The organism is Vibrio splendidus (genome assembly GCF_002873455.1).
In the GTDB taxonomy this organism is placed as follows: Bacteria; Pseudomonadota; Gammaproteobacteria; order Enterobacterales; family Vibrionaceae; genus Vibrio; species Vibrio splendidus_J.
Window position 1 is genome coordinate 64427 of sequence record NZ_MCUN01000052.1, and the last position, 22388, is coordinate 86814.

Here is a 22388-nt window from a genome sequence, read left to right on the forward strand (position 1 = left end):
GTGAGATATTGCAAATGCTAAGAATTGCCAAAGAAGCGCTGACATTCGACGACGTACTGCTAGTGCCAGCACACTCCACCGTTCTCCCTAATACAGCTGATCTTCGCACTCAGCTGACGAAGAATATTTCCCTAAACATCCCAATGATCTCTGCATCGATGGATACTGTGACAGAAGCTCGCCTAGCGATTGCACTGGCACAAGAAGGCGGAATAGGCTTCATTCATAAGAACATGTCTATTGAACAACAAGCTGAAATGGTTCGCCAGGTTAAAATTTACGAAGCAGGTGTGGTTTCTCACCCTGTTACTGTAAACCCTGACGCGACAATCGCTGATGTTGTAGCTCTTACTCAAAAACACGGCTTCGCCGGTTTCCCTGTTGTTACTGAAACAAACGAACTTGTTGGTATTATTACTGGCCGTGACGTTCGCTTTGTGACTGACCTTTCTAAGAAAGTTGACGTAGTAATGACGCCTAAAGCTCGCCTTGCTTCTGTTAAAGAAGGTGCAACTCGTGAAGAAGTTCAAGAGAAAATGCACGAAGCGCGTGTTGAAAAAGTTCTTGTTGTAAATGATGACTTCCAACTAACAGGAATGATCACTGCAAAAGATTTCCACAAAGCAGAACGTAAACCAAACGCTTGTAAAGATGAGCGCGGCAGCCTACGTGTAGGTGCAGCTGTTGGTGCTGGTGCTGGTAACGAAGAGCGCGTTGCTGCTCTTGTTGAAGCTGGCGTAGACGTTCTACTTATCGATTCTTCACACGGTCACTCTGAAGGCGTACTTAACCGTATCCGTGATACGCGTGCTGCATACCCTGATCTACAAATCATCGGTGGTAACGTAGCAACTGGCGCTGGCGCTCGTGCTCTTATCGAAGCGGGTGTTAGTGCGGTTAAAGTGGGTATCGGCCCGGGTTCAATCTGTACTACTCGTATCGTTACTGGTGTTGGTGTTCCTCAAGTAACAGCAATCGCAGACGCAGCTGAAGTAGCAAATGAATACGGTATCCCAGTAATCGCAGATGGCGGCATCCGCTTCTCTGGCGATATCTGTAAAGCTATCGTTGCTGGCGCATCTTGTGTGATGGTTGGTTCAATGTTCGCGGGTACTGAAGAAGCACCGGGTGAAGTTATCCTTTACAACGGTCGTTCTTACAAGTCTTACCGTGGTATGGGTTCTCTTGGCGCTATGTCTCAAGGTTCTTCTGACCGTTACTTCCAATCTGACAACGCTGCAGACAAGCTTGTTCCAGAAGGTATTGAAGGTCGTATCGCATACAAAGGTCGTCTAAAAGAGATCGTTCACCAACAGATGGGCGGTCTACGTTCAAGCATGGGCCTAACGGGTTCTGCAACTGTTGAAGACATGCGTACTAAAGCTGAGTTTGTTCGTATTTCTGGTGCGGGCATGAAAGAATCTCACGTACACGATGTTCAAATCACGAAAGAAGCACCTAACTACCGTTTAGGTTAATAATACGTCCAAACGTTTGAATAATGTGCTGATTTAGTCGGCACATTACTATACCAATCGTAGTAAATAACTGGTCATCCTAGCTTGTTAAAAAACTCGATAACTTCGTTAGAATTTTTGATTGTAGAATAACTACTTATCAGAAAATTCTGCCTTGTTCTCAAGCTTTTTTCCTGCGCTATTCCTGAACACTTACTTACTGTGATTGGTATTATATCTAAAGCCTGTTTTGTTGAACGTATGATTTTTGCAAAACATTGCCTTATAGATAACTTACGAAAACGTTTGCTTTATTTCTTGAAGAGTTAATCAGAGGTGAGTAAACTCGCCTCCGTTTTATCACATAGCCAATAAGACTGCTTACAATGACTAAAAATATTCATGACCAACGTATTCTAATTCTGGACTTCGGTTCTCAATACACACAGCTAGTAGCTCGTCGTATTCGTGAGATCGGTGTTTACTGTGAACTTTGGAGCTGGGACGTAGAAGAAGCGGATATTCGTGAATTCAATCCAGACGGTATCATCCTATCTGGTGGCCCTGAAAGTGTAACGGAAGAGAACTCTCCACGTGCACCTCAGTACGTATTTGATTCAGGTGTTCCTGTCTTCGGTATCTGCTACGGCATGCAAACGATGGCTGAGCAACTTGGCGGTAAAGTAGCAACGTCTACTGAGCGCGAGTTCGGCTACGCTGCTGTACAAGTAACGGGTGAATCTGCACTTTTCGCTGACCTTGAGACAACTCAAGACGTTTGGATGAGCCACGGTGACAAAGTGGTTGAAATCCCTGCTGATTTCACGAAAATCGCAGAGACAGACACTTGCCCATACGCAGCAATGGCAAACGAAGATAAGAAATACTACGGTGTTCAATTCCACCCAGAAGTAACGCACACTAAAAACGGCCTAAAAATGCTTGAGAACTTCGTTCTTAACGCGTGTGGTTGTGAAGGTCTGTGGACTTCAGCGTCTATCATTGAAGACGCAGTTGCTCGTATTAAAGAACAAGTAGGTGACGACGAAGTTATCCTTGGTCTTTCTGGTGGTGTTGATTCATCAGTAGTAGCGATGCTTGCTCACCGCGCTATCGGCGACAAACTAACATGTGTATTTGTTGATAACGGCCTTCTTCGTTTAAACGAAGGCGAGCAGGTTATGGACATGTTTGGTGATCAATTTGGCCTTAACATCATTAAAGTTGATGCTGAAGAACGTTTCCTTAACGCTCTTGAAGGCGAAGCTGAACCAGAAGCGAAACGTAAGATCATCGGTCACGTATTCGTAGATATCTTCGATGAAGAGTCTAAGAAACTGAAGAATGCTAAATGGCTTGCTCAGGGTACTATCTACCCAGACGTAATCGAGTCTGCAGCATCTAAGACTGGCAAAGCACACGTAATCAAATCTCACCACAACGTTGGTGGTCTTCCTGATGATATGGAAATGGGCCTTGTTGAGCCTCTACGTGAGCTGTTTAAAGATGAAGTACGTAAGATAGGCCTAGAGCTTGGTCTTCCATACAACATGCTTTACCGCCACCCATTCCCGGGTCCAGGTCTAGGTGTTCGTGTACTTGGTGAAGTGAAGAAAGAGTACTGTGATTTACTGCGTCGTGCTGATGCTATCTTCATTGAAGAGCTTCACGCTGCTGACCTTTACCACAAAGTATCTCAAGCATTCACGGTATTCCTACCAGTACGTTCAGTTGGCGTAATGGGCGATGGCCGTAAGTACGATTGGGTTGTATCTCTACGTGCAGTAGAAACTATCGACTTCATGACTGCTCACTGGGCACACCTACCATACGACTTCCTAGGTAAGGTATCTAACCGTATTATCAACGAAGTTAACGGCATTTCACGTGTTGTTTACGATATTTCTGGTAAGCCACCAGCAACTATCGAGTGGGAATAATCTCTTAGAGATTTAACCAGTTTTGATTAAGATCTTAAGCCTCGAACTCAGTTCGGGGCTTTTTTCTTTCTGATTCAGGGTATTAAAGAGCCATATCTAACCGCTAGAAACCAAATCAGTTGGAAACTAGATATCAGCTCAAGAAAGCATGAGACGCGTTGTTACGTTTAACTATACATAAAACTATCACTCGCACTTTTTATAAATTCATATCGCAACAGCTAGGCTATTTCCCATGTGCCACATACTCTTTGATGGACTTATTAAGGACAGATAAGAGAATCCATCATGTTAAAAATCAAACATTTGGCGACAGTAGTTGGCTGCACTTTAGCAGCACACAGTTACGCGTCTTTGAACATTCAACCTGATCCGCAAAACCCGAATGGCTACCTTGTTGAAAAGTCGGCATTACAAGCTGCTGAACAAGCGAAAACATCCGATCCTATGTATGCGATCTGGTCACAAGCATTACAAACTCGTCCCAATAGTATTGTTGAAGCTATTGAGCCGGGTTTAGCCTCGAATCCTGAAAACGTAAAACGAGTCGAGCGTGTATTCCCTCAATCTGAATGGGACTTCCTCACTCAAATGGCGGCGCCAGAATACACCTACACTCGTTTCTTACGTGCGATTGGTAAATTTCCCGCTTTCTGTGGAGAGTACACTGACGGCCGTGACTCCGACGCCATCTGTAAGAAATCCATCATCACCGCTTTTGCTCATTTCTCACAAGAGACGGGCGGTCACATCGCGATAGACAACACCTCTGATAACCCATTAGCTCTCGAAGAGTGGCAGCAAGCGCTGGTGCATGTTCGTGAAATGGGTTGGTCTGAAGGTCAAGAAGGTTACACCACCGGTTGTGGTCAGAATGATTGGCAGAATGCACGCTGGCCTTGTGCTGCAGGGCAGGGCTACTTTGGGCGTGGTGCTAAACAGCTCTCTTATCACTTTAACTACGGCGCGTTCTCGGAAGTGATGTTTGATGGCGATGCAACGGTTCTATTGAACAATCCCGGTTTAGTGGCGGATTCTTGGTTGAACTTGGCTTCTGCTATCTGGTTCTTCCTTACGCCTCAAGCACCTAAACCAGCAATGCTGCATGTTATCGACCGTACTTGGACGCCATCTCAACGCGAATTGGATGCAGGTATTGGTTATGGATTTGGTACCACGATTAACGTGATTAATGGTGGTATCGAGTGTGGTGAGCAGAACAAAGACAAAGGCCAACCAGTTAACCGTATTCGTTACTGGGAAGGGCTAGCGGCACACTATCAAATTCCGGTAGAAGCGGATGAAGCCAATACTTGTTGGCAGCAAACGCCTTACGGAAGTTTGAACCTCAACGGCGCAACCGATGTGTTGTACACCAACTGGGATGGCAACTGGAAATACTACGCAGACCGCCCAGAAGGCTACTCATTTGAATGTGAGTTGGTTGGATTCCAAACGGCATATTCAGCGCTGGTGGCTGGCGATTATGAGAAGTGTGTGACCAACTTTTATGGGTCACATGCGAGTTGGCCTGAAGTGAAAGTGGTCGATAAGCTTGATCCAGTAGACCCTGGTACTGATCCGGGGGGTAATGGTTGGAGTGCGACCAAGGTTTACAACGCTGGTGACCAAGTTACTCACAACGGTGCAACCTACGAAGCGAAATGGTGGACACAAGGGGATGACCCGGCCAATGGCGGCCCTTGGAAATTGGTTGCTGGAGAGCCAACACCACCCGTGACAGACCCATCGCCAGTTGCCCCTGAACCTGTCGATCCTGATCCGGTTGACCCAACACCAGTTGAACCACCTGTTACCGAGCCGCCTGTCGTCGTTGACCCATCGGTGTTTATCACATGGCAAGCGGGCGTTAGCCAAGTGAGTAACGGTGATAAAGTGACTCATAACGGCAAGTGCTTCGTAGCGAAAAACGGCCCGGGTGTATGGGAAAGCCCTGTTCAGTCGAATTGGTTCTGGGATGAAATTAGCTGTAATTGATCGTCTGAATACTGAAAATCGGTCTAACCGACGAGTTCAGTAGTACGACCATAATGATATAAATAATCAAAAGCCGAAAGTTTCTACTTTCGGCTTTTTTTCGTTTCGAACTTGGCTATCTAAGGAGGGCTATTGGTCTATTTGGCTATGTTGAAGCGTATTTAAAGACTAATTATCCAGTTAGAGGATAAAGTTCTGTACAAATGATGATTGTGAATTTATATTCAAATTTAATTTATATTTATTCTTTTTATTTTAGGGTTAAGGTGTACCTATGGAACAGACAGATATCACGTCACTCATCCCCATTGTGATTACTTTGGTGTTGTCGTTGGCGACAAGGAATGTAGTGATAGGCCTATTTGCAGGCGTGCTGAGTGGTGTGGCAATGCTCACTGGTATGTTTAGCGAACTTAACCCGCTTGATACGTTTGGTACCATGGTGAAAGGTTACTTAGTCCCTCAACTTACCGACAGCTATAACGCTGGTGTGATCATGCTGTTGGTGTTCATCGGTGGCTTTGTTGCTTTGATGGAGAAATCAGGCGGTGGTGTTGCGTTTGCAAAACGTGTTACTCAATGGGTAAGCCACAAATGCCAAGCTCAAATCTCAGCATGGTTGGGTGGAATCGTTATATTTTTCTCAGACTTAGGTACTCCGTTAATTGTTGGCCCTGTTTTTCGTCCCCTTTTCGATAAACTGAAACTCTCAAGACAGAAGCTAGCATTCATCATCGACTCAACCTCGTCGCCCGTCGCTATTCTTATCCCTTTCATTGGATGGGGCGTTTACATCATGAGTCTAATTCAAAAAGAGTTTACGACGTTGAACGTCAACATGTCTGATTGGGATGCGTTCATCGGTGCAATTCCTTTTCAGTTCTACGCATTCCTAGCGATTTTCATCGTCCCGTTAGTGTCCGTTAAAGGTTTAGACTTTGGGCCAATGGCAAAAGCCGAGCGTGATTGCCAAGCGGGAATCGATACTGGCGTGAATAGCGACTCACTGAATCCGTTCTCGCATAAAAATGCAAAGGCCTCTTTTGTTTGGGCTCCATTGTTAGTGATGCTGGTGGTGTTGTGTGCCATGTTGGTTCCTCAAGGCTTCCCATTCCAAAAGGTCGCGGGTTCCTCGTTCAGAGCGGCTTTATCATCGGCTTATTTCTTTGCCGCGATCACCTTGATCTCGCTAATGGCGTGCTACGGTGTAAGAAAGCTGTCTGATGGCGTTTCTGTTTACTTAAAAGGCATGGGAAACATGATGCCAGTGGCGATCATCTTGGTATTGGCTTGGGCGTTAAGCACAGTCGGTAAAGAGTTGGGCGCAGCGGCTTATATCGCCGATCAAGCACAGAGCGGCTTCCCTTACTGGTTAGTACCTGCCGTTGCGTTTTTACTATCGGCTATCATTTCATTTGCTACCGGATCGTCGTGGGGAACCTTCGCGATTATGATGCCATTGGTTATTCCTACGGCTGTGGCAATAGATGCTCCGCTTCTCGTTGCGATTGGTGCGGTGTTATCGGGAGGCTTGTTCGGTGACCATTGCTCGCCTATCTCTGAGACAACGATTCTTTCTTCAACAGGGGCAGGGTGTGATCAGTTTGAACACTTTAAGACTCAGCTTCCTTATGCATTGATGAACGGCTCTATCGCTTTGGTTAGCTTTGTTGTGGCAGGCTTTACTGGAAGTGCATTGGTGGTTCTAGGTGCGCTTGTTGCTCAGCTTATTCTTGTAACTCTATTAGCTAAGCGTGATGCGAGTAAAAGCGCTTCTTCAGAAGTTCAATCTCAAGTGTCTGAATCTAAAACACAACAAGCGTAATTTAAGATTACCAAACAGGGGTGAGATTCCTGATATCTCGTCCCTCGATTCTGGAATGACGTAGCCCCAGCCTTTATCTAATTCCCCAACACTTACCTCACGCGTCATTCCCTACAGTGAGGAACGAACGTGATAGGGAATCTCTTGTATGTGCCGTAAGAGTTTATATCGAAGAGTAGATACCAATATATCGCCCCTCGATTCTGGAATAATGTAGCACTAGCCTCTATCTAATTGCCTCGACACTTACCTCTCTCGTCATTCCCTACAGTGAGCAACGAGCTGATAGGGAATTTGTTTATTGATAGTCTCAGTGAATTAAACAGACTGGTTATGAAACTAATTTTCCATAAGATCATTTGTACAATCTTAGTTTGCGATAACTGGATTACCTAGTTGTACGGTTTATAGATTAAAATTTTCTGATAATTTTTATCGATTTTTTTTAATCAACCACTTTAATAAGGTAAATTCGCAATGTCGACCAAACTAGCTAACCCAGCGCCATTAGGCCTAATGGGTTTCGGTATGACCACTATTCTTCTTAATATCCACAATGCAGGTTTCTTTCCAATCGATTCAATGATTCTTGCTATGGGTATTTTTTACGGTGGTCTGAGCCAAGTTATCGTGGGCACTATGTGTTTCAAACGTGGTGACACGTTCGGTACGACAGCATTTACTTCATACGGCCTATTTTGGTTATCTCTAGTTGGTTTGATCGTGATGCCTTACATGGGCCTTCCAGCAAGCCCTGCTGCATTCATGGGTTGGTACCTATTACTATGGGGTATCTTCACAGGCTTCATGTTCATCGGTTCTCTATGCTACCCAGTAGCGAAGCAGGTAGTATTCGGTTCACTAACTATCTTGTTCTTCCTACTAGCCGCTCGTGATTTCACTGGCAGCGAACTAATCGGCACTATCGCTGGTTTTGAAGGTATTTTCTGTGGCGCTTCAGCTATCTACTTTGCAATGGCACAAGTAATCAACAACGAATACGGCCGTACAGTACTGCCTATCGGTGAGAAGAAAGCACCTCAAATGGCAACACAAGAAATCGCTGCGTAATGCTCTAACTCGGGAACAGTTAGTTTGTTATAAGCAGTCAGTTCGTTATAAGTAATGAACTCGTTATAAACATTGGTTTGTTATGAATAGAAAAAGGGGTTAGCCGAAATGGCTAACCCCTTTTTTATGCGTTATTAATAGAGCCAGTTAAAGCGATCTATTTGTTAAAGCAATCTATTTGCTAAGGCAATCTTAAGATGAAGGTTGCTCTACAGGTTTAGCGTCTGCAGCTTCTGCTTCAGGAGACTTACCTGTTTTACGCTTGTACTTTTCCTCCCAGTAAGTAGCACCTTTGATGCCTAGTTTTACAGGGTTGAACGTGTACTCAGTCACACCTTGTTTCTGCTGTTCTTCGTAGTCTGCTAGAGCTTTAAGCGCAGGTTTAGACATGAAGAAAATGATCAGAATACCTACGATGTTTAACCATGCCATCAAGCCAACACCAACATCACCCATTGCCCATGCAAGGTTAGCTGTTTTGACTGTGCCATAGAAAACCGCAGTGATAAGAACAAGCTTAAGTACGAACATCATGCCAGGGATCTTGATGGTACGACGTAGGTAAGCAATATTCGTTTCTGCGATGTAGTAGTAAGCAAGAATCGTTGTAAATGCGAAGAAGAACAACGCAAATGCGATGAACGGCTTACCAATGCCTGGTAGCGCACTTTCAATAGCAAGTTGTGTAAATACAGGTCCATTAGCACCGATATTTGCAGCTAGGTTCTGAACAAGGAAGACACCTTCAGCACCGCCGTGAACATTATAAGCACCAGTGATGATAATCATGAACGCCGTAGCAGAACATACTAGAAGTGTATCGATGTAGATAGAGAATGCTTGTACCAAACCTTGCTGAGCAGGGTGATCAACACTCGCAGCAGCTGCCGCGTGAGGACCAGTACCTTGACCCGCTTCGTTTGAGTAAACACCACGCTTAACACCCCAACCAATTGCAGCACCAAAGCCCGCCATAGGTGTGAATGCATCACCAAGAATCATTCCGAAAACAGCTGGCACTTGTCCGATGTTCAGCAGAATGATAACGAACGCGATGATGATGTAAGCCAATGCCATGAATGGAACAACGATTTGTGTGAAGTTCGCAATACGTTTAACACCACCAAAGATGATGAAAGCAAGGATGATAGCAACAACAGTACCAGTGAAAATTTTAGCGAAACTGAATGTACCGATAGCTGTTTCAATCATATCTCCTGAGCCAAATGCAGCTTCTACAGCATTACCAATACTGTTTGACTGAACTCCTGGAAGCAAAATACCACATGCAAAAATAGTCGCGATAGCGAAGATCCATGCGTACCACTTCTGACCCATTGCTTTTTCAATGTAGTAAGCCGGACCACCACGGAACTGGCCTTCGTCTTCTTCTTTGTAGATTTGCGCTAGCGTAGATTCTGCGTAAGCAGTCGCGGCGCCAAAAAAGGCAACAACCCACATCCAAAATACGGCACCCGGGCCACCGAAACCGATAGCGGCAGCAACACCAGCAATGTTACCTGTACCGACACGACCAGATAGCGAAACGGCCAGAGCTTGAAAAGACGAGATGCCTTTTGATGAGCTTTTACCCGATAGTAGCAAGCGCCACATTTCAAAGAAGTGACGGATTTGAACAAATCGAGTCATGATGGAGTAGAACAAACCTGCACCTAAACATAGGTAGATAAGTACTGGACTCCAGATTATTCCATTCAAAAAATCAACGAATGACTGCATGAGTATTTTCCCTGTTAGTTTTACTTATGATTGTTTTTCGAACAACACAATACTTCACTTGTAACCCGAGTGTTAAATTATTTAACTGCCCATTAGGATTACTGTGACATAAAGCAAGTTACAGAGGGTGTTTGTTAACGCTTAGTGCTAGTTCGATAATTGTCCCATTTAAATTAATATGCAACTAATTTAATTTATTGGGTGTTTTGTAGAGTGAATAAATAGTGATTAATACAAAAATGGAAGTTTTAGCCATGCAGAAGAGACTAAATTGAGAAAACAGCACTGAAAGCCGCTTGGCATGAACGGCTGATATATGAATTTTGGAGTAAGGCAAGCTAGAATATATCACCAGTGTAGAGTGAACGAGCAGGTCTAAGAAACTGTGTTTCTTGTAGGATCGATAATTTTGGCTTTAATGCCTACCTAGTAGAAATTGCTAATCTGGGTGTTGTTTCAAACAACCACGAACCCTCGCTCCTCTAGTTCTTGAGCGAACTCAGACTGAGTATTTGGCTCACCGTGAATCAAATGCACCTCTTTCGGTGGAGTTGCGATGCCTTCTATAAATCGGCAGAGATCTTCTTTATCAGCATGGGCAGAATAGCCAGACATGCCATGAACTTGAGCATTAACCTCAACGTCTTTGTTATCAATAGAAACCTGCATTTCGCCTTGTTGCAGCTCTCGCCCGAGCGTTCCGTGCGCTTGATAGCCCGCTAAAATCACATCGGTTCGTTTATCGGGAAGCAAGGCGGATAAGTAGTTCATGATCCTGCCGCCTTGACACATTCCAGAAGCTGCGACCACAATTGCGGGTTCACCTGTCGAACGCAGGCGATTGACGATTTTCTTATGCATTCTATGCCCATCAACCGTAATGCATTGCTCAAAAGCGAGTGGATGACGTTTCAGCTCTAGGCGTTGCTTGGCTTCTTGCCCCCATAACTCTTTAAAGCGTCGGTAGGATCGCGTTACCTTTTCTGCCATAGGCGAATCGAGGATGATAGGAATATCGCTGCTGAGTTGATGCTCAAAGATCAGGTGTTCGATATCAAACAACAGCTCCTGTGTTCTACCGATACTAAATGCCGGGATCAGGATGACACCACCATCGAGTAACGAACGGTCAATAATTGCTTTGAGGCGTTCAGAGCGTGTAGCAATATCGTCATGTGTACTGGTGCCATAAGTGGATTCGATAAACAGATAGTCGGCTTGTTGTGGTGGTTTCGGATCCGGCAGCAGTGGTGTGTTACTTGGGCCCAAGTCACCTGAAAAGACTACGATCTCTTGGCTTGGTAACTTAATCTCGATATAGGCAGAGCCTAAGATGTGCCCTGCAGGTTGAAAACGAGCATACAGAGTGTTTGGCCTATGATGATCCTTTTTGTTATTTTGCTGTTTAGAGACAATTGGAAACCACTCCCCATAAGGTTTAGGAGCAATCAACGAATGAATTTTTTTAAGGATGAGTTTGGATTGTTTATGACTGAGCCCTTGCAGTTTTAGGCCGTCTTCAATCATTAAAGGGGCGAGTTCAGCCGTCGCCTGAGTGCAATAAATCGGTTGGTTAAAGCCACTGGCAAGCAACCAAGGTAACCGTCCGATATGGTCAATGTGAGTGTGGGTCAGCAGAAGAGCATTGAGGTGGGAAGTTTCAAATTCAATATCAAGAGGGCGTGCGTCCGAACCTTGAAGCTTTTTGCCTTGAAGATCTAAACCTTGAAGCTTTTTGCCTTGAAGATCTAAACCTTGAAAAAGGCCACAGTCGATAAGCACCGCTTGGCCTGAATCTCTTAGTTCGTGACAAGATCCTGTGACGGTATGTTTGCCGCCATGATGAATCACTTCCATCGTTTACTCCCATTCCTCTATAAAGCCTTCAACGCCTGTTTTTATTTTGCGGATAAGCGCCAGCAAGTAAAACAAGAATAATGAGAGTTGCGATCGTTGAGTGTCTTTTTAAGTAATTGAGCGATGACTCAGTGTATTCGTTGCGAGTTAGTTCGTAGAAGAACCGTCTGAATCCAGTTCTGGGTCTTGTTGCGCCTCTAAACGAGCCACTTCGGCATCAAGCTCTGCTATTTTTTCTGCCATCAAGGCATGACAGCGATTAGCTAACTCTCTTGCGTCGCTGAGCTTGTATCCGGATACCTCTATAGGATCAAGCATCTCGGTGATCACAATGCCATTATTAACTCGGTTGAGATCAATCTTATTGTGTGTGGTGCTGGTACACATCGGGGTGATAGGCACACCGGCTTCAATAGCCATCCGAAAAGCGCCCGTCTTGAATGGCAGTAGCCCACGCCCTTTACTACGCGTTCCTTCAGGGTAAACCCAAACAGACAGATCTCGCTGATGAATAGCTTCCGCCACTTGCTTGATGGTATCGCGTGCTTTGGACTTATCTTCGCGGTTAATCATGATGTTACCGGTGATCCAATACAGCAGCCCAAAGAAAGGCACATACAACAAATCGCGCTTGCCTAAAGAAACCGTGCGAGGCCTTAGCATCCCAGGGTCAGTCACAAAGTCTAATATGCTTTGGTGGTTAGAAATGTAGACGCTTTTTTCTGACGTTGGCGCATTGTCTAGGCCGCGCTGCACCAGTTTTACACCGACGATCTTTTGGAGTTGATTGAACCAACGGCAGAAAACGTACACATGCTTAGGGTTCTTGGGGCTAAACAAGCAGTAAACAAAAGCACATAGAGTGGTGAAAATAATAAACACCGTAGCCAAAATAATACGAAGAACAGCAAGCACAATTCACTCCTTACTCACCGCAAGATTGCAGTGATTAAATAGTTTTAGATGCTTGAAGTTTTCACTCTATTTAACCGAATTGCAACAATTAACTGTTATAGGGTTCTGTTTTTAGATCTTTATATAAAACAAGGACTAACAATGGGTGTTTGACACAGTTATCGAGCTTACACGTGTTCACCAGTAATGGCTGATGATCACCAATACTGTTTATTTGGATCCGACTTTTCTACCCATTCCGGATCTTGACGCGACTCTAAATAGAGTTGTAGGCCGTTATAAGACATGAAAGCTGCAGGGCCGCCGAGGTGCTCGAAATAGTCAAAATACTCATCTTCGAGAACACAAAGGTGGGCTAAATCTTTAACGTTATTCATCATTGCCCATTGAATGGCAAAAACAGGCGCTATTGAGCCTGAAATACTCACCTCTTCGACATTTGGGTTGAACAGTGAATTGGCTTGCTTAAGCTGTATTTCTTCTTGTTCAGACTCTTGCTGTAACACCTCTTCGATGATCTCTGAGCGTTTGGTATTAGAGACATTCTTGTTCAGCTTGGCGATTCGAAGCGCGTAGCTAAAACGGTCTGTTGAAACGATGTCGACAAGTTGCGATAGCAGGTCTTTGTCTACGCCCGCAGCCTTGGTGAAATAGTCGATACAGGAATTGATTGAGGCATAACGAGTACCGTCAAACTCAAAGCCACTGGTTTCGTCGTAGACCTCTATTACAATGTCATCAACCGACAAAGGCCAACCTTTATAGTCGACTCGCTGCTTGGCGATTTGATACATCTTCCAAGCACTGCGCCCAAACCCGCCAAGTGTCGAACCTGAAAAATCAGAATCAATAAGCTCTTGTTCCGTCCAATTTTCACCAATCCCTAAGTGCTTTGCGTACTTATCGATGAGTGCGTGTTTTATCTGATCGCGCACAGCCCAAATTGAGGTTAGATCCTTTGCATACCTAACACTCGCGCACTCCTTGCAAGCTGGCAGTGCAATCGGTGAATAGTCTATCTTGGCAATAGCCTGTGCAGTCTTAGGGAATTCAACAACATCATTGGAAGGTTCACCACAAAACCAACAGGTGTGGCGCAGGTTAAATGGGATATCTATGTGTGAGTATGTGGTCATTAGTCTTTTATCGGCTGGGTGCTTGAGGTTGGTTTAATTATCAAAACAATTATCCCTGTTCGCGCGTCAGCTTGCACCTTGTTTGTTTTTGTTTTGCTGACGAAACTGATTCGTGATGTGACTCGCCTGATGAGCTCATTAGGTGGATGTTGATATAAAACAGTCACTAACGATAAATATTGATTGGTGTGGCTGAACTTATATGAGCTACTAGCAATCGCCCAAGCTCCCCATTACTATTGACATAGACTCCTTACTCCAATAGCGCATATGTCCTCATCGATTCCTTTTTACGATAAAAATGCCCACACACTTTGTGAGCAGTACAACTCAGTGACGTTCGAGACGGTGCATCAAAGTTGGCAAGCTTATTGGCCTTTAGAGGGCGATAAAGTGCTAGATGTTGGTGCAGGAAGTGGTCGTGATGCGCTATGGATGCACAAAGCCGGAGCTGATGTTATTGCGATAGAACCAAGTGCTTCATTACGCGAACAAGGCTCGAAATATACAAGCCCAAGTGTTACCTGGATTGATGATTCACTTCCCTCGCTTAGCCGCACTGAAAACCTCGGAATGCGTTTTGACTTGATATTGGTGAGCGCGGTTTGGATGCATCTTGCCTCGTCTCATCGAGAGCGTGCATTTAGAAAGTTGTCTAACTTGCTGGCTCCAAATGGCAAGTTGGTGATTAGTTTGCGTCATGGGGAGTTTCAAGACAGTCGACAAGGCTATGAAGTCTCAGTTGAAGAGCTCGAGCGTTTATCAAAAAACAGCGCCTTGTTGGTTCGTCATGTTGATGATAGCCAAGATACATTGAACCGCAGTGAAGTGTGGTGGCAAACCGTTGTGATGACATTACCAGATGATGGTTCCGGTGACTTGAACAAGGTGCGACACATTATTGTGAATGACAATAAGTCAGCGACATACAAGTTGGCCTTGTTAAGAACCTTACTGAGAATAGCTGATGCTCATTCAGGCGCTGTGATTGATCGAACTGATGGGAAAATTTCACTTCCAATGGGCTTGGTCGCTCTTTATTGGGTTAGACAGTTTAAGCGCTTGATTGATATCGATATAGAAGGCACTGGGATTCAGCAAAATAGCAACACAACGAAGGGACTTGGGTTTGTAAAAGAAGATGGCTGGAACAAACTCAAACATCTAAGTGCTGATGATCTAGCTATTGGAACTATGTTTTTGGGCGAGGAAGCCAAGGCTTTACAAAAGCTATTTTTACAGACGATCAGCACCATTAAATCAGGGCCTGTGACGTTTATTTATCAAGGTTCGAAAGACAACAGACTATTCGATATATACCCTCCTCAGAAACGACGGAGGAGCCAAGAATCGCTGGTCATTGATAGTGAGTTCTTAGAAAGTTTTGGTTACTTCACACTTGATGAAAGCCTTTGGGAGTGCTTTAGAATCTACCACTCTTGGATTGAACCGCTGGTGGTGAATCAATGGGTCATGGAGATGCAGCGTTTCGAGTTGAACCGACAGCGAAGCATTTCACTACAGACTTATCACGACTGCTTGGTATGGATCGATCAAAACCATGATACTCGCGATGTGCGTAAACGTGTCGAGCAACTTAGATCTGATCGTGCCGACATTGTCAGCGTGTGGAGTGGAAAATCATTAAAAAATGAGTATCACGTTGATCACTGTTTGCCTTTCGCTTACTGGCCAAACAACGATAAGTGGAACCTCTTTCCTACTACAAGCAAAGAGAACTTAAGTAAAAGTGATAAAGTTCCTACGGCTGAAAAGCTGCGCTCGTCTAAGTCGAGGATTCTAGAGTGGTGGCAACTCGCTTGGAACGATTCGGCTCATTTTGAACAACAATTCTTTTCAGAAGCCGCGCTTTCGTTACCTAACATCCCTGCGCAGTGTCGAGACTTTGAAGAGGTGTTCGATGCAATGGGCTTGCAGGTACGTGGTGTAAAAAGCAGACTGCTGATTAGTGAGTGGCACTGATCATTAAGTGGGCTAGTTATCCCAAATAACCCTCAACAAACTAATCATCGAGAACATAATGAAATACATCGGAATTGATGGCTGCAAGTCGGGTTGGATCGCTTGGATTGTCTCTGACAATGAGATACCTGCGTTTAAAGTGGTAAACACCCTCGATGAGTTGCTTGACGATCTTACGGGAGCAACAACGTTAATCGACATGCCTATTGGCTTTAGCGATTCGCTTACTCCAGATAGATTATGCGACAAAGCGGCAAGACGTTTTCTCACCAGTAAGCGTGGCTCTTCCGTTTTTCCCGTTCCGTGCCGAGAGGCGGTTTACCAAATAGATTACATTGCGGGGTGTAATGCCAATGTGCAGCAGCTTGATAAGAAGTTTTCTAAACAGACTTGGGGAATTGTGCCCAAAATCCGCGAGCTTGATGAGCTCATTGAAACTCATCCCAATCTTTCTATCAGGGAATCACATCCTGAGGTGGTGTTTGCAGCTTTGAAAGGCGAACCGCTGACGTTTTCCAAACGAACACTAGAAGGCAAAGAGGAACGGCTTTCTATTATTCAGCAACTCGCCCCTCAATGGTGTGACCGCTTGTCGTTGGCCATTTCAAATACCAAGCGTAAAGACGTCGCGATAGATGATATTTACGATGCTTTTGTACTGATGTTGATCGCCTATTACGCTCCGCAATTATCGACCTTACCTGAACTTTCTGATGTTGGTGGAGAAGCTGACAAGGATCAGAACGGACGAGTTAGAGAGATTGTTTATTGGAACAAAACGCGCTAACAAAGCGTGCGCTCAACTTGGCTTAATATGTTACTTTCCAACTTCTGCTACTTTCCACTCTTACTATTTTTGAGTCTTTTATATGAAACGTTTTATTGTCGGCTGTCTGGCCACTGTGCTCAGTGCTGCGAGTTATGCTCAAGTTGCTCCTATATCTCAATGGCAATGCGACATGATGAAAAAGAACAATGTCTTGAGTAATGGTGCGCCCGTTGGTTGTGAGCGACTATCCAAAGTGGATTTCGATTTCATTAATTTCAAAGGGGAGACACAACAGGGCAATATGATCGTGCTTGATGTTATTGCGCCTGCTGTTGAACAAATCTTTTCAGAGCTTAAACAGCGCAATTTCCCTCTTCATTCCGCTCGTTTAATGCGTGAATTCAGAGGTGACGATAACGCCTCAATGGACGCGAACAACAGTAGCGCGTTTAACGCTCGTCCTATTACAGGCGGAGGAGGTTGGTCGAAACATGCCTATGGTGTGGCAATCGACATCAACCCAGTTCAAAACCCTTTCTTAGAGTTTGATAGCAACGGAAGAATCACGGTAAAGCCTTCACAATCTGCGACTCGCTATGTGAACCGTACTCGTTTTCGTGCTCGTGATGAAATTGAACGCCGAGGCATGGCAGAAGATGTGGTTGAGCTGTTTGCTCATCACGGATTTATGATCTGGGGAGGAGATTGGAATAGCCCAATCGATACTCAGCATTTTGAGGTCGGCTCAAGAAAATTCGTTAACAAACTGCTTTCTAAACCACAACCTGAAGCCAAAGTGTTATTTGAGCGCTACGTCGAATCTTATCGACAGTGCTACCTCAAAAATAAAGGTGAGAACGCAGAAAAAGCTCGAGCTATCTGTGCAAAGAAAACAGTCGGGACTTTTTAGTGCTATGTTTATCTAGAACCGTTTGTGTTTTAGCAAGTTAAACTCGCTTCAGGTGTGTTTTGAATAGCTAAGGTCAGCGCTTGTCGTTGGCCTTTTTTGTATTCATTTTTTCAATAGAACACCACGTATTGAAAAGGTTATTGGGTATCCATTAGTCAATAATCGATAAGCGAATGCAGCGCAAAGTCATCGGTTTGTCATTGAAAAACTCATAGCGTTAACGTTATGTGAGAACCATTGCTGGTGGGGGAACTCTTTACCGAATCGCCAGTATTATTAGTGAACTGATCACAACGGACCAACTAATGAAAAAGATACCTTTGGCTCTAACTCTTTTAAGCACTCTACTTTTTTCACAATATTCTTTGGCTACAGACACTTCGCGCACGACTCAAAACCCAACTTACGAACTCGATGGCAAGGCGGTATTAGGCCGTACTGAGAATGTGTATCTCTCTAATGTTCAAGGGCTAGAAGATATTCCTTTCATCGGTAAAATTGATACCGGTGCAGAAACCACCTCTATGCATGCGGAAGACATTCACGTGAAGAGCTCAAATGCCGACTACAAAAACCTCAAAGACAAAGAGTTGATGGCGGCGTTAACCGAAGACCTGTTGAATAATTCCGATGTTGATTACGATGATTGGAATGGCAGTACCTTTGCGAAATATGAAGCTGTGGTGTCTTTTAAGGTTCAAAACCCGCGCACTGGAGACATGGTATTAATCGAAGCACCTTTAGAGCGTGTCAGCATGATACGTAGCCGCACCAGCAGTACACCTTTGCTTCGTCCTACGGTCAAGATGTCACTGACTATTGCGGATCAAGAATTAAAATCAGACGTCAACCTAACAGACAGAAGCAATTTTTCAGCACCAGTGTTGATTGGTAAAACTTTTCTTGCTGATAACGCTTTAGTGTTTGCAGGCTATGACTACTTGCAAGAACAGGAAAATGCGACAGTAGTAGGCCGAAAAGAGATCGTTTCTATCTCGGGAATGGCGATGAATGCGACCTTCTCATTAAATAATCGCTACAGTATTTTGCATTCAAAAAATATCGATGTAGACAAGAAAAACAACGAAGTCACGTTTGATATGGTCGATAACGATGGCAAACAGAAAGAGATGACACTGCCATTAGTTCGTATGTTAAGCGTGAGTGGTAAAAAGAGACCTCTGGTATATGTACCAGTCCAACTCGATGAAAACACAACCAAAGACGTTCTGGTGTACCTACGTGACCGCTCCAGTAGCGAGTCACAGTTGAGATTTGGTACAAGCACCGCTAGCGAACTTTTCATGATTGATACCAACGCTGAGAATATTCTTTCTGAAGGATCTGAGAATTTCAGCGAGGTCGCGAAAAAGACTGAGCCACTGATTATCTCACCGGAAGAAGATATCACATTAGATGGTTTCCCTATGAAGGCTGTTGCTTCATTTACTGTCAACACGCCTTTGTTGAAGGTCGACAGTTTTGAAATGACAGGTAAAGGCAAAGATGCTTCTGTTGAATTTTATCTTACAGATGTAAATGGTGAGAAGCAGAAGATAACAAAGCCAATTATTAAGAAGCTTAAGGTCGGTGATGATACTCGTCCGGTGGTAAGTGGTGAGTTTTTGGGCGCTGGTAAAGTTCGCCAACAAGAGTTTGCTATCGATGTGCTTAACAGTAATGAGAAAGAGGCCTATTTCATTTTAGGTAAGAAGATGGCGAAAGATGGGGTATATGTGAATACTCGATCTGATTATCTTTTGAAATCGGAGCCTTTGTTTAAAGTAGGGCATATAGAAGTTGTTGAAGTAAACGGCATGACGTTCCCGGCCAAGTTGGATACTGGCGCAGATGTGAGCTCAATGAACGCAGTCAACATCAAACGATTTAAGAAAGACGGCCAAGACATGGTGAGTTTTACCTACCAAAATAACCAAGGCGATAAGCAAGAGTTCACCAAGCCAGTGATTGATGTCATGCGTATCAAAGCCAAGAAAGGCGAGAAGGTGAACATTCGCCCAGTGGTAGAAATGAAGGTTAAGCTCGGAGACCTAGAGAAAGAAGTGAGAGTAAACCTTCAAGATCGCTCACGCTTTGAATACAGCATGATCCTTGGCAAGAACTTCTTAAAGCACGGCGCGGTAGTGAGCAGCGATGAAGATTACTTACTGGGCGATATGGAGTAAACCCCAAACCAGCTTAAGTTCGCAGTAGAGCAGTTCCAAACAGCCACACATTTCAGTATTCGGATGTGTGGTTTTCTATTGAGTGCTCTACAAAGCACATCAAGCTCTACCCTCTCTTGGGGGGCAAATGATCTAGTTCTTGCTCAAATTTAACTTGTTAAGCATAGAAATAGAATTATCAAAGATAGCTTCGGTTATGTGTTTTGGGAAGTCTTCAGGTAAGCGTGCAGCGAGGCGCTCAATTGCTTTAGGCAATTCAGTTTGCATGTTATCCAATATGCTTTGCATGCTACCAGAATTAAAGCCAACTGAATGGGCTGTATCAAGAAAGTGGCGAGAGTAGATCTTGCTTATTTGGTACTTCTTACCACGACTTGCTTTTAATCCCATTGCTAACTTTAATTTTCTTATGTTTAGTCCTTTTTTCCCCGTGATAGGGTAAGCAGACAAAATGTCATAAAATGGTGTTAAGCGATAACTACCTTGCTTTTCAATAAATATTGAATAGTTCTTTGCATGTCCATCAATAGCGCCTATAGCCCATTGGAAAACTTGAAACTTCATGAAGTTATGTCTGTCTTCCAGTGCATTTGATGAGCCTTCAAGTAGCTTCATAATATCGGCTATTCCTGGTCCCCCATCACTTTCGTATTTTATAGATGAAGGGATCCCTTTAGCTTGACAGATATCTTCCTGAGGAAGGCGCAATAGTTGTGTGCGATCCTTAATCCAACGTCTATCAAAACGCTCAACAGCAATGGCTTTATAATTATGGGTTGTGATGATCTCGACTTTCGGAACATCAAACCCTAGCTCTCTAGCTAACTCAATACAGATGAACTCATTCTCGACACTTTCAGTCAGATCTAAAATAGAGGTGGGTTGTTTGATCTCACCAATAGGTAGCTTAATGATATGGCTTGTAGGTGTATTTCCTTTAGGTAAACACCAATCTCCATTCAACCTTAGCAATGCTGTTTTTTCTTGAGCGCCAGCAACCGATATTCGGAAATCATCTTCTTCCTTAATCATACCTAATGGAATATCGGAATGATGGGCAGCTAAGATTTTTTCAAGCCGAGATTCATCAAGAAGTTCGTATGATAGTTTGTTCTCGATATAGGGTTGACTTGGTGGGAGCAGAGCAATGGCACCTACGCTGTCTTTACCAATTTCCTTTAGAAGGTCAAAAGGCTGGTTTGAAGCTGTTTGATAGCGAGCAACAATCCTATTACGTATAGCAATATTGTCTGGTAGTAGATTGTCGAAGTAGTTGATAACGGCATCAGAAGTTATCGTAGGTACTTGTAGCTTAAGAGATAAAGATAATGGGCGAGATTTGTCGTTACTTAGCCAAGACTCGTTATATTTAAATTCATGAGAGCCATTGTTTTGTTTTGTTAGAGTACCGACTAACTCACCATTCATATAGGCATTAAGTTGCTGCATTACCAATCTTCCTCATCAACAGTGCGTTGACTATTTTTTGCATCTTTGGATTCGATTTTAAGGGTGAGATCTAATGCTTGGATGAGCTTGAACATTGTTGAAATAGTTGCCTTTTCTGGTCTATTTTCAAAGTTCGAAATGGTTGCTTGTTTTATCCCTACTTTTTTTGCCAGCTCAGACTGAGTCCACCTATTTTTTTGGCGTATTAGTAGTAAAGTATTAGCTAATTGTTGTGGGCTATAAATCACAAGTTGTCACTCCTTACTATGAAGTTTCATCCCCATGAGAGGATATTGGCCATGCTATCCCAACAAAGGGATATATGTAATTTTATACCTTGTGGGGGATATTGCAAGCTATATACCTTGTAGAGGATAAAGTAGGATTATCAAAGCCTTTAGCTTAAAGAGGTATTGCAAGAAGGTGGCTACCAGCCTTTATTAGACTTGTCGCTAAGTTCTTCTACGATTGGCGATTATCCGTGCGGGTAAGGTGAGGTGATGGTTACACGTAAGTAGATCAAATATGCCACACAAAAGTTAATTAGAAATACTGACTTTGAAGCGCATGAGATGGTTCGAAACTAAAGTCATGGGAATCAAAAGCACTTTACACCGTGCGTCACCCTGTGAGTGAAAGGTTGCGCGTTTAGTACCGATAACATAATTGATGACTATAGAATAAAAAAGGGCCAACTCTTTCGAGTTGGCCCTTTCCAAACGTTTGGTGGAGCTGGCGGGAGTTGAACCCGCGTCCAAAAATCATTCATCATTGGTACTACATGCTTAGTCGATCTTTAATTTCACCAGCAACCTGCGAACCGACACGCTAGTTAAAGGCTAACCTGAATTGTTATTCGCGCTTTTCCTCTCAGGTGGGAGAATCCGCGCTAGCTAGTTTGGGTTTGATCTCTTATTGGTCCCCGTCTTACGAGCGGAAGCTAGGGTAAGAGAGCTCTGAGCAGGTTATTAAGCTGCTAGTGCGTAGTTTTCGTCGTTTGCGACTATTTTTTTGCGGCTTTTAACGTGGCCAACCGCCCCACGGCATGCACCTCAGACTTCAAAATTCCTGTCGAATCCTAAATCAGCCCCAAGTGTTATTTGCATAGTACCAGAAAAGCTTTGCCTGTCTAGCACTGTGCGTTTAAGTGCT

The 22388-nt window shown here is 44.0% G+C and carries 15 protein-coding genes and 1 other RNA gene; 9 read left to right on the forward strand and 7 right to left on the reverse strand.

All coding sequences use genetic code 11. The features are described from left to right. Positions 1 to 14: 14 nt before the first annotated feature. From guaB to BCU75_RS21530, 5 genes are all read left to right on the forward strand, one after another. Positions 15 to 1478: an IMP dehydrogenase gene (gene guaB / locus BCU75_RS21510; RefSeq protein ID WP_004735127.1), complete on the forward strand. Its 1464-nt coding sequence runs from the start codon at positions 15 to 17 to the stop codon at positions 1476 to 1478. A gap of 365 nt (positions 1479 to 1843) precedes the next feature. Next, entirely contained in the window at positions 1844 to 3397 is a 1554-nt protein-coding gene (gene guaA, locus BCU75_RS21515; RefSeq protein WP_017106473.1) for a glutamine-hydrolyzing GMP synthase, read from the forward strand. A gap of 288 nt (positions 3398 to 3685) precedes the next feature. After that, positions 3686 to 5395 (forward strand): chitinase, encoded by a 1710-nt coding sequence (locus BCU75_RS21520; RefSeq protein ID WP_102475041.1) that lies wholly within the window; start codon positions 3686 to 3688, stop codon positions 5393 to 5395. Positions 5396 to 5669: 274 nt separating this feature from the next. Then, positions 5670 to 7220 carry a Na+/H+ antiporter NhaC family protein gene (locus BCU75_RS21525; protein ID WP_102475042.1) on the forward strand — a complete coding sequence of 517 codons (1551 nt, stop codon included), beginning with the start codon at positions 5670 to 5672 and terminating at the stop codon, positions 7218 to 7220. 477 nt (positions 7221 to 7697) lie between these two features. Continuing rightward, a complete protein-coding gene (locus tag BCU75_RS21530) occupies positions 7698 to 8291 on the forward strand; it encodes an acetate uptake transporter (RefSeq protein WP_010440610.1) in 594 nt (197 codons plus the stop codon). A gap of 192 nt (positions 8292 to 8483) precedes the next feature. Here BCU75_RS21530 and BCU75_RS21535 read toward each other — a convergent pair whose 3' ends face one another. The 4 genes from BCU75_RS21535 to BCU75_RS21550 all read right to left on the reverse strand — a co-directional run bounded on the left by BCU75_RS21535 (position 8484) and on the right by BCU75_RS21550 (position 13939). After that, positions 8484 to 10031 carry an alanine/glycine:cation symporter family protein gene (locus BCU75_RS21535; RefSeq protein ID WP_102475043.1) on the reverse strand — a complete coding sequence of 516 codons (1548 nt, stop codon included), beginning with the start codon at positions 10029 to 10031 and terminating at the stop codon, positions 8484 to 8486. 456 nt (positions 10032 to 10487) lie between these two features. After that, positions 10488 to 11888: an MBL fold metallo-hydrolase gene (locus BCU75_RS21540; RefSeq protein WP_102475044.1), complete on the reverse strand. Its 1401-nt coding sequence runs from the start codon at positions 11886 to 11888 to the stop codon at positions 10488 to 10490. Positions 11889 to 12035: 147 nt separating this feature from the next. After that, positions 12036 to 12803, reverse strand: coding sequence for a 1-acylglycerol-3-phosphate O-acyltransferase (locus BCU75_RS21545; protein WP_102475045.1), 768 nt, complete (start codon positions 12801 to 12803; stop codon positions 12036 to 12038). Between the two features lie 197 nt (positions 12804 to 13000). After that, positions 13001 to 13939, reverse strand: coding sequence for a hypothetical protein (locus BCU75_RS21550; protein WP_102475046.1), 939 nt, complete (start codon positions 13937 to 13939; stop codon positions 13001 to 13003). Positions 13940 to 14209: 270 nt separating this feature from the next. On the opposite strand from BCU75_RS21550, the gene BCU75_RS21555 reads away from it, so the two are divergent. The 4 genes from BCU75_RS21555 to BCU75_RS21570 all read left to right on the forward strand — a co-directional run bounded on the left by BCU75_RS21555 (position 14210) and on the right by BCU75_RS21570 (position 19787). Further along, entirely contained in the window at positions 14210 to 15922 is a 1713-nt protein-coding gene (locus BCU75_RS21555) for a class I SAM-dependent methyltransferase (RefSeq protein ID WP_102475047.1), read from the forward strand. 58 nt (positions 15923 to 15980) lie between these two features. Further along, positions 15981 to 16709, forward strand: a complete 729-nt coding sequence (locus BCU75_RS21560; protein ID WP_102475048.1) for a DUF429 domain-containing protein — start codon at positions 15981 to 15983, stop codon at positions 16707 to 16709. Between the two features lie 82 nt (positions 16710 to 16791). Next, complete coding sequence (locus tag BCU75_RS21565) at positions 16792 to 17601, forward strand: M15 family metallopeptidase (protein WP_102475049.1); 810 nt, start codon at positions 16792 to 16794, stop codon at positions 17599 to 17601. 305 nt (positions 17602 to 17906) lie between these two features. Next, positions 17907 to 19787: an ATP-dependent zinc protease family protein gene (locus BCU75_RS21570; RefSeq protein ID WP_102475050.1), complete on the forward strand. Its 1881-nt coding sequence runs from the start codon at positions 17907 to 17909 to the stop codon at positions 19785 to 19787. Positions 19788 to 19919: 132 nt separating this feature from the next. On the opposite strand, the gene BCU75_RS21575 is transcribed toward BCU75_RS21570, so the two are convergent. The 3 genes from BCU75_RS21575 to ssrA all read right to left on the reverse strand — a co-directional run bounded on the left by BCU75_RS21575 (position 19920) and on the right by ssrA (position 22327). Beyond that, entirely contained in the window at positions 19920 to 21236 is a 1317-nt protein-coding gene (locus tag BCU75_RS21575; RefSeq protein ID WP_102475051.1) for a type II toxin-antitoxin system HipA family toxin, read from the reverse strand. Continuing rightward, a complete protein-coding gene (gene hipB, locus BCU75_RS21580; RefSeq protein ID WP_102475052.1) occupies positions 21236 to 21484 on the reverse strand; it encodes a type II toxin-antitoxin system antitoxin HipB in 249 nt (82 codons plus the stop codon). Before hipB ends, BCU75_RS21575 begins: the two co-directional genes overlap by 1 nt. 476 nt (positions 21485 to 21960) lie before the next feature. Continuing rightward, positions 21961 to 22327: a transfer-messenger RNA gene (gene ssrA, locus BCU75_RS21585) on the reverse strand. Positions 22328 to 22388: the final 61 nt, after the last annotated feature.

Coding starts and splice junctions, on each gene's coding strand:
- guaB (WP_004735127.1), top strand. CDS start 15: ATGCTAAGAATTGCCAAAGAAGCGCTGACATTCGACGACGTACTGCTA.
- guaA (WP_017106473.1), top strand. CDS start 1,844: ATGACTAAAAATATTCATGACCAACGTATTCTAATTCTGGACTTCGGT.
- BCU75_RS21520 (WP_102475041.1), top strand. CDS start 3,686: ATGTTAAAAATCAAACATTTGGCGACAGTAGTTGGCTGCACTTTAGCA.
- BCU75_RS21525 (WP_102475042.1), top strand. CDS start 5,670: ATGGAACAGACAGATATCACGTCACTCATCCCCATTGTGATTACTTTG.
- BCU75_RS21530 (WP_010440610.1), top strand. CDS start 7,698: ATGTCGACCAAACTAGCTAACCCAGCGCCATTAGGCCTAATGGGTTTC.
- BCU75_RS21535 (WP_102475043.1), bottom strand. CDS start 10,031: ATGCAGTCATTCGTTGATTTTTTGAATGGAATAATCTGGAGTCCAGTA.
- BCU75_RS21540 (WP_102475044.1), bottom strand. CDS start 11,888: ATGGAAGTGATTCATCATGGCGGCAAACATACCGTCACAGGATCTTGT.
- BCU75_RS21550 (WP_102475046.1), bottom strand. CDS start 13,939: ATGACCACATACTCACACATAGATATCCCATTTAACCTGCGCCACACC.
- BCU75_RS21555 (WP_102475047.1), top strand. CDS start 14,210: ATGTCCTCATCGATTCCTTTTTACGATAAAAATGCCCACACACTTTGT.
- BCU75_RS21560 (WP_102475048.1), top strand. CDS start 15,981: ATGAAATACATCGGAATTGATGGCTGCAAGTCGGGTTGGATCGCTTGG.
- BCU75_RS21565 (WP_102475049.1), top strand. CDS start 16,792: ATGAAACGTTTTATTGTCGGCTGTCTGGCCACTGTGCTCAGTGCTGCG.
- BCU75_RS21570 (WP_102475050.1), top strand. CDS start 17,907: ATGAAAAAGATACCTTTGGCTCTAACTCTTTTAAGCACTCTACTTTTT.
- BCU75_RS21575 (WP_102475051.1), bottom strand. CDS start 21,236: ATGCAGCAACTTAATGCCTATATGAATGGTGAGTTAGTCGGTACTCTA.